Raw genomic sequence first — 7,012 nt, 5'->3', positions numbered from 1 at the left:
CGGCTGGTGCGGCGCCTGCTGCGGCCCGCCGCGGGGCCGCAGGACGGCTGAGACCTACTGGTTGCCGCGGGCGGCCGACAGCGCGTCGGTGGCCTGTTCGGCGGGGCGGCCGCTTTCGAAGATCAGCCAGGTCGGGCCCTTGATGCGCAGAACGCCGCCATAGAACTCCATCGAATTGGCCTGCTGCAGCGCCTCGAAGAAGCGCTGTTCGACGGCCAGATCCTTGCAGTCGGTGACGCCGGTCGTCTGCAGCGGCTCGAAGGCGACGGCGGGCAGGGGGACGGTGTTCTTGGCGGCATAGCCGTTGCACGGCCCGCGACCGGACACGCCCTCGGGGCGGGTCGTCAGGGTGATGTTGCGCAGCGGCACGGTGCCGTTTCCGATGCCCACCAGCACATAGTCGTTGGCCGGGATGCCGCCCATCGGGTCGCCCGCCGGTTCCGAGCAGGCGGACAGGGTCAACGTGGCGATGGCGGCCAAGGCAAGGGCGGGGCGGATCGTCAGGGACATGGGCAGGCTCCTATGGGCGCAGACAAGCGGGGCTGAGGTGGTCTAGCGTCATTTTCGGCGCCGATCCAGCCCGCGCGCGCATCAGCCCAACAACCTGCGCGCGATCACCTGGGCCTGGATTTCTGCCGCGCCCTCGAAGATGTTCAGGATGCGGGCATCGCACAGCACCCGGCTGATCGGATATTCCAGCGCGAAACCGTTGCCACCGTGGATTTGCAGGGCATTGTCGGCCGCCGACCAGGCCACGCGGGCACCCAGCAGCTTGGCCATCCCGGCCTCGACATCGCAGCGGTGACCGTGATCTTTTTCCCACGCGCTGAAATAAGTCAGCTGCCGCGCGATCATGATTTCGACAGCCATCATGGCCAGCTTGTCGGCCACACGCGGAAAGGCCGCCAGCGGCTTGCCGAACTGCCTGCGGTCCAGCGCGTATCGCAGCCCCAGGTCCAGCGCGTTCTGCGCCACCCCGATCGCGCGCGCCGCGGTCTGGATGCGGGCGGATTCAAACGTCTCCATCAGCTGCTTGAAGCCGCGGCCCGTCTCTCCGCCCAGAAGGTTCGCGCCGTCGACGCGGAAGCCGTCGAATGCCAGCTCGTATTCCTTCATGCCGCGGTAACCCAGAACCTCGATCTCTCCGCCGGTCATGCCGGGGGTGGGAAAGGGGTCGGCATCGGTGCCCGGCGTCTTTTCGGCGATGAACATCGACAACCCTCGATAGTCGTCGGTCGCGGGATCCGTGCGCGCCAGCAGGGTCATGATATGCGTGCGGGCGGCATGGGTGATCCAGGTCTTGTTCCCGGTCACCACCCAATCGCCGCCGTCCCGGACCGCGCGGGTGCGCAGGCTGCCCAGGTCGCTGCCGGTGTTGGGTTCGGTGAAGACCGCGGTGGGCAGCGTCTCGCCGCTGGCCAGGCGCGGCAGCCATTGCGCCTTCTGCGCCTCGGTGCCGCCGCACAGGATCAGCTCGGCCGCGATCTCGCTGCGCGTGCCAAGAGAGCCCACGCCGATATAGCCGCGCGACAGCTCCTCGGACACGACGACCATCGCGGCCTTGGACAGGCCCAGGCCGCCGAATTCCTCGGGGATGGTCAGGCCGAAGACACCCAGTTCGGCCAGTTCGCTGATGATCTCCATCGGGATCAGCTGATCCTGCAGGTGCCAGCCATGGGCATGGGGGGCGACCTTGTCGTCGCTCCACCGGCGGAACTGGTCGCGGATCATCTCCAGATCCTCGTCCAGGCCGCTGGCGCCGAAAATCGCCGCGCCGGCGTCGCGCGCCATGAGGGCGGCCAGTTCGGCCCGCGCCTCGGGCGTGTTGCCCGCCATCAGCGACAGCGCCTGTTCCGACGGCTGCCACGTCACGCCCAGATCGGACAGGCGCGCGAATTCGGTCTGGCTCATCGGGATGCCGCCCAGGATCTGGGTCAGGTATTCTCCCATGCCGATGCGGGTGATCAGCGCCTCGACAGGGCCGTCCACGCGCGCCGACCAGTCGGCCAGCTGACGCAGCGACATGACATAGGTGGCCAGCCAGGACAGGGCATGCGCCGCATGCTGGTGCCGCTCCAGCGCGTCTGTGTCGACGCGGCCGTCCACCGTCACGCGGGCGCGCAGGGCCTCCGTGGCACGGGCCAGCAGATCGTCCAGTTCGGACAGGACGGTCTGGGACTGATGGGTCATGTCTTTCATCGATTCGTCCTTTCGCGGCATTGCAGCATGGGTAGCGCCTTCGCACCTGCAGCGCAACAATTTTGCGCCCAATGACCTCCACGCGACCTATTGTGTCGCACCGGATTCGCATGTCGCTGATCCGTCAAAGCGGCCTTTTCCTTTCCCGGCGTCGCGGTTAGCGTGCCCCCATGTTCGGACTGGAGCCCTGGCAATTCGTGGCGGCCTTCGGGGTTACCGCCTTCGCGGGCTTCGTGAAGGGGGCCCTGGGCTTTGCCATGCCGATGATCATGATCTCGGCCTTCGGGTCGATCATGCCGGCGCCGGTGGCCCTTGCGGCGATGATCCTGCCGACGCTGTTCACCAACATCCAGCAGGCCGTGCGCGACGGGCGGCCCGCCGCCGTGGCCTCGGCCATCAAGTTCCGCCTGCACATCGCAATGGTCGGCATCTTCATCTGCGTCTCTGCCGGGTTCGCGGCGGTGATCCCGCAATGGGTGATGTACGCGCTGCTGGGCCTGCCCATCACGCTGTTCGCGCTGTGGCAGCTGTCGGGCCGCCCGCTGGTCCTGAACCTGCGCCACCGCAGGCGGGCCGAGGGGTGGTCGGGCGTCATCGGCGGACTGTACGGCGGCATCTCGGGCATCTGGGGGCCGCCGCTGATCGTCTATCTGCTGTCGGTGGGCACCGAAAAGCGCGAACAGGTGCGGGTGCAGGGCGTCGTGTTCCTGATCGGCGCGGTCGTCCTGACGGTGGCGCACCTGTTTTCCGGCCTGCTGAACGCATCGACCTTGCCCCTGTCCGCGGTCCTGTGCTTCCCGGCCTTTGCGGGGATGATGGCGGGGTTTGCGCTGCAGGACCGGCTGGATGTCGAACAGTTCCGCCGCTGGACGCTGCTGCTGCTGATCCTGACCGGGCTGAACCTGATCCGCCGCGCCTTTGATCTCTGGAGCCTGTGATGCCTGACGCCGCCGACCTGACCGCCCGCCTGATCCGCTGCCCCTCGGTCACGCCCGAGGAGGGCGGCGCCCTGGTCCTGCTGCAGGAGATGCTGGAGGAGGCGGGCTTCGACTGCCACCGCGTCGACCGCAACGGCACGCCGAACCTGTTCGCGCGATGGGGCGCCAAGGGGGCGCGGGCCATGGGCTTCAACGGGCATACCGACGTGGTGCCGCCGGGTGATCCGGCATCCTGGACGCATCCGCCGTTCTCCGGCCACTGGGACGCGGACGACGTGATCTGGGGCCGGGGCGCCACCGACATGAAATCCGGGGTCGCGGCCTTTGTCTGCGCCGCGGTGGATTTCGTGCGCCAGACGCCCCCGGACGGGGCCGTGATCCTGACCATCACCGGCGACGAGGAAGGCCCGTCCCGAGACGGTACCATCGCCCTGCTGGACTGGATGGCCGCGAACGACGAACGCATGGAAGCCTGCATCGTCGGAGAGCCGTCGAACCCCGAGGTGATGGGAGAGATGATGAAGATCGGCCGGCGTGGATCGGCCACCTACACCATCACCGCCAAGGGTCGTCAGGGGCATGCCGCCTATCCGCACAAGGCGCTGAACCCGCTGCACGCGCTGACCCGCTATCTGGCCGACCTGACCGCCGAGCCGCTGGACCAGGGGACGGATCATTTCGACCCCTCGGGGCTGCAGATCACCACGATCGACTGCGGCAACCCCGCGTCGAACGTGATCCCGGAAAAGGCGGTGGCGGTGGTCAACATCCGCTTCAACGACCTGCATACCGGGGCGGGCCTGCTGGACCGCCTGCGCGACCGCGCGGCGGCGGTGCAGGAGCAGACCGGCGTGACGCTGCGCGTCGAGGCCCAGATCTCGGGCGAGGCGTTCCTGACCGCGCCCGGCCCCTTCGTCGACATGGTGCGCGGCGTCGTCCAGCAGGAGACGAACCGGCAGCCGGTCCTGTCCACATCGGGCGGCACCTCGGACGCGCGCTTCGTCAAGGATCACTGCCCGGTGGTGGAATTCGGGCTGGTCGGTGCCCACATGCACCAGGTGGACGAACGTGTCCCCGCCCAGCAGGTCCGCCAGCTGCAGGTGATCTATCAGCGTATCCTGGAAAGGTTCTTTGCATGACCATCGTCGAGACGACCGACCTGGCCGCCTGCCACGCGCTGCGCCGCACCGTCTTCATCGAGGAGCAGAACGTCCCCGAGGCCGAGGAGATGGACGACCTGGACGGCGACGCCGTCCACCTGCTGGCGACCGATGCGGAGGACCGTCCGGTCGCGACCGCGCGCCTGCTGGTCAAGGACGACATCGGCAAGATCGGCCGCGTCTGCGTGCTGGCCGACCAGCGCGGAACCGGCACGGGGGCCGCCTTGATGCGGGCCGCCATCGACGCGCTGGCCGCCCGCGGCGTGCGCCAGGTGCGGCTGGGATCGCAGACCGATGCGATGGGTTTCTATGAAAAGCTGGGCTTTGTCGCCGAGGGCCCCGTCTATGACGACGCGGGCATCCCGCATCGCGACATGGCCCTGGACCTGAAGTGAGCCGATGACCCAGACCCAGATCCCCAGCAAGGCGCAGATCCTCGAATGGGTGTCCGACAATCCGGACGCCAATTCCAAGCGCGACATCGCCAAGGCCTTCGGCATCAAGGGCGCCGCGCGGATCGAGCTGAAGCGGCTGTTGAAGGAGCTGGAGGCCGAGGGCCATCTGGAGCGCCGCCGCCGCCATTACCTGGACGCCGAGACGCTGCCGCCGGTGACGGTCCTGGAACTGCTGGCGCCGGACGGGTCGGGCGATCTGTTCGCGCGACCGCTGGAATGGTCGGGGACCGGGCCGATGCCGCGGATCCTGTACGCGCCGCTGAAGGCCGATCCGGCCCTGGGCCGCGGCGACCGGTTCCTGGGCCGGCTGATGCCGGTTCTGGGCGAGGACTATCAGTACCGCGCCCGCCTGATCCGCCGCATCACGGCCAGCGCGAACCGCATCACCGGCATCTTCCGCAAGGACAGCGAGGGCGGCCGCATCCTGCCCATCGACAAGGGCCAGGACAAGGAATGGCGCGTCCGTGCCGACGCCACCTTGGACGCCGAGAACGGCGAACTGGTGCAGGGCGAACAGATCGGCCCACGCGGCCGCATGGGCCTGCCGCAGGCGCGCATCATCGAACGTCTGGGCGATCCGTCGGCGCCCCGCGCGGTCAGCCTGATCGCGATCCACCAGCACGGCATCCCCGACGAATTTCCGCAAAAGGCGCTGGACGAGGCCGAGGCCGCCAAGCCCGCGCCGCTGAAGGGGCGGGACGACCTGCGCCATCTGCCGCTGGTCACCATCGACCCGTCGGACGCGCGCGACCACGACGATGCGGTCGCGGCCTTCGTCGAGGAGGACGGCGGTGCGACGATCTGGGTCGCCATCGCCGACGTGGCCCATTACGTCCGCCCCGGCAGCGCGCTGGACCGCGAGGCCTGGGGGCGCGGCAACTCGACCTATTTCCCCGACCGCGTGGTGCCGATGCTGCCAGAGGCGCTGTCGGCGGACCTGTGTTCGCTGCACGAGGGCGTCGACCGACCCGTCATCGCGGTCGAGATGCGGCTGGACGCGCAGGGCAACAAGACCGGCCACCGGTTCCACCGCGCCATGATGAACAGCCGCGCCAGCCTTGCCTATGAGCAGGCGCAGGCGGGCGCGGACGGGGTGCCCGACGCGCAGACCGCGCCGCTGATGGACGACGTGATCCGCCCGCTGTGGCATGCCTATGGCCTGCTGAAGGGTGCGCGCGAGCGCCGCCAGCCGCTGGAACTGGACCTGCCGGAACGCCGGATCGAGCTGTCGCCCGAGGGACGCGTCACGGCCGTGGCGTTCCGCGAACGCCTGGACGCGCACAAGCTGATCGAGGAGTTCATGGTCCTGGCCAACGTGGCCGCCTCCGAGGAGCTGACCCGTCACAAGCGCCCCCTGCTGTTCCGCGTCCACGAGGAGCCGAGCCTAGCCAAGATGGACGCGCTGCGCGAGGTGGCCCAGGCCTCGGGGTTCACGCTGGCCAAGGGGCAGGTGCTGCACACCAGCCACCTGAACCGCCTGCTGTCCCAGGCCGAGGGCAGCGATTTCGACGAGCTGATCAACATCAGCACGCTGCGGTCGATGACCCAGGCCTATTACCACCCCGAGAATTTCGGCCATTTCGGCCTGTCGCTGAAAAGCTATGCGCATTTCACCTCGCCCATCCGGCGGTACGCCGACCTGGTGGTGCATCGGGCGCTGATCAGCGCGCATGGCTGGGGCAAGGACGGGCTGACCGAGGATCAGGTCGAACGCCTGCCCGAGACCGCGACCCATATCAGCGAGACCGAGCGGCGATCCATGGCCGCCGAACGTGACACGACCGACCGCTATCTGGCGGCGTTCCTGGCGGAACGTGTGGGCACCGAGATGACCGGCCGCATCAGCGGCATCCAGAAGTTCGGCGCCTTCGTCAAGCTGGACGAGACGGGGGCCGACGGGCTGCTGCCCATCCGCGCCATCGGGCAGGAATATTTCCACTTCGACCCAGACCGCCAGATGCTGATCGGCAGCGACACGGGCCTGGAGATCGGCATCGGACAGCGGGTGACCGTGCGCCTGGCCGAGGCGCTGCCCCTGACCGGGGGGCTGCTGCTGGACCTGCTGGAGCTGGAGGGCGCGACCCTGCCGCGCGGTCCGTCCAAGGGACGCCGCGGCGGTGGACCGGGTCGCATGGCCGTCAAGTCGCGGCTGGCCGAGATCAAGCGCGCCACCAAGCGGCGGCGCAAGCGCTGATCAGCTTTCGCGGAACGCGCGATTGAAGTAGTCGGCCAGCGGCTTCATCAGGTAGGCCATCGGGCT

6 protein-coding genes are annotated in these 7,012 nt (G+C 68.7%); 4 read left to right on the top strand and 2 right to left on the bottom strand.

The window, feature by feature from the left end; genetic code table 11:
• Nucleotides 1-54: 54 nt before the first annotated feature.
• Entirely contained in the window at nucleotides 55-510 is a 456-nt protein-coding gene (locus tag FHD68_RS16735; RefSeq protein ID WP_052714564.1) for an META domain-containing protein, read from the bottom strand.
• Nucleotides 511-591: 81 nt separating this feature from the next.
• On the bottom strand, nucleotides 592-2,190 hold the full coding sequence (locus tag FHD68_RS16730) for an acyl-CoA dehydrogenase family protein (protein ID WP_371706113.1): 1,599 nt from the start codon (nucleotides 2,188-2,190) through the stop codon (nucleotides 592-594).
• Nucleotides 2,191-2,369: 179 nt separating this feature from the next.
• Between FHD68_RS16730 and FHD68_RS16725 the strand changes: the two genes are divergently transcribed.
• Genes FHD68_RS16725 through rnr form a run of 4 tightly spaced genes read left to right on the top strand, consistent with a single transcriptional unit; the run spans nucleotide 2,370 to nucleotide 6,946 of the window.
• The gene (locus tag FHD68_RS16725; RefSeq protein ID WP_139086267.1) at nucleotides 2,370-3,137 is read left to right on the top strand and encodes a sulfite exporter TauE/SafE family protein; all 768 of its coding nucleotides are present in this window, start codon (nucleotides 2,370-2,372) and stop codon (nucleotides 3,135-3,137) included.
• A complete protein-coding gene (dapE, locus tag FHD68_RS16720) occupies nucleotides 3,137-4,276 on the top strand; it encodes a succinyl-diaminopimelate desuccinylase (protein ID WP_045981018.1) in 1,140 nt (379 codons plus the stop codon). The genes FHD68_RS16725 and dapE overlap by 1 nt, the downstream gene beginning before the upstream one ends.
• Nucleotides 4,273-4,692, top strand: a complete 420-nt coding sequence (locus FHD68_RS16715) for a GNAT family N-acetyltransferase (RefSeq protein WP_127897788.1) — start codon at nucleotides 4,273-4,275, stop codon at nucleotides 4,690-4,692. Before dapE ends, FHD68_RS16715 begins: the two co-directional genes overlap by 4 nt.
• 4 nt (nucleotides 4,693-4,696) lie before the next feature.
• On the top strand, nucleotides 4,697-6,946 hold the full coding sequence (gene rnr / locus FHD68_RS16710) for a ribonuclease R (protein WP_127897789.1): 2,250 nt from the start codon (nucleotides 4,697-4,699) through the stop codon (nucleotides 6,944-6,946).
• Nucleotides 6,947-7,012 lie beyond the last annotated feature (66 nt).

Origin of the sequence: Paracoccus marcusii, from assembly GCF_006151785.1 — a bacterium.
GTDB lineage: Bacteria > Pseudomonadota > Alphaproteobacteria > Rhodobacterales > Rhodobacteraceae > Paracoccus > Paracoccus marcusii.
The sequence above is the reverse complement of the archived record's forward strand: the minus strand, read 5'-3'. Positions and strand labels throughout refer to the sequence as shown.

Coding starts and splice junctions, on each gene's coding strand:
- FHD68_RS16715 (WP_127897788.1), top strand. CDS start 4,273: ATGACCATCGTCGAGACGACCGACCTGGCCGCCTGCCACGCGCTGCGC.
- FHD68_RS16725 (WP_139086267.1), top strand. CDS start 2,370: ATGTTCGGACTGGAGCCCTGGCAATTCGTGGCGGCCTTCGGGGTTACC.
- FHD68_RS16730 (WP_371706113.1), bottom strand. CDS start 2,190: ATGACCCATCAGTCCCAGACCGTCCTGTCCGAACTGGACGATCTGCTG.
- dapE (WP_045981018.1), top strand. CDS start 3,137: ATGCCTGACGCCGCCGACCTGACCGCCCGCCTGATCCGCTGCCCCTCG.
- rnr (WP_127897789.1), top strand. CDS start 4,697: ATGACCCAGACCCAGATCCCCAGCAAGGCGCAGATCCTCGAATGGGTG.
- FHD68_RS16735 (WP_052714564.1), bottom strand. CDS start 510: ATGTCCCTGACGATCCGCCCCGCCCTTGCCTTGGCCGCCATCGCCACG.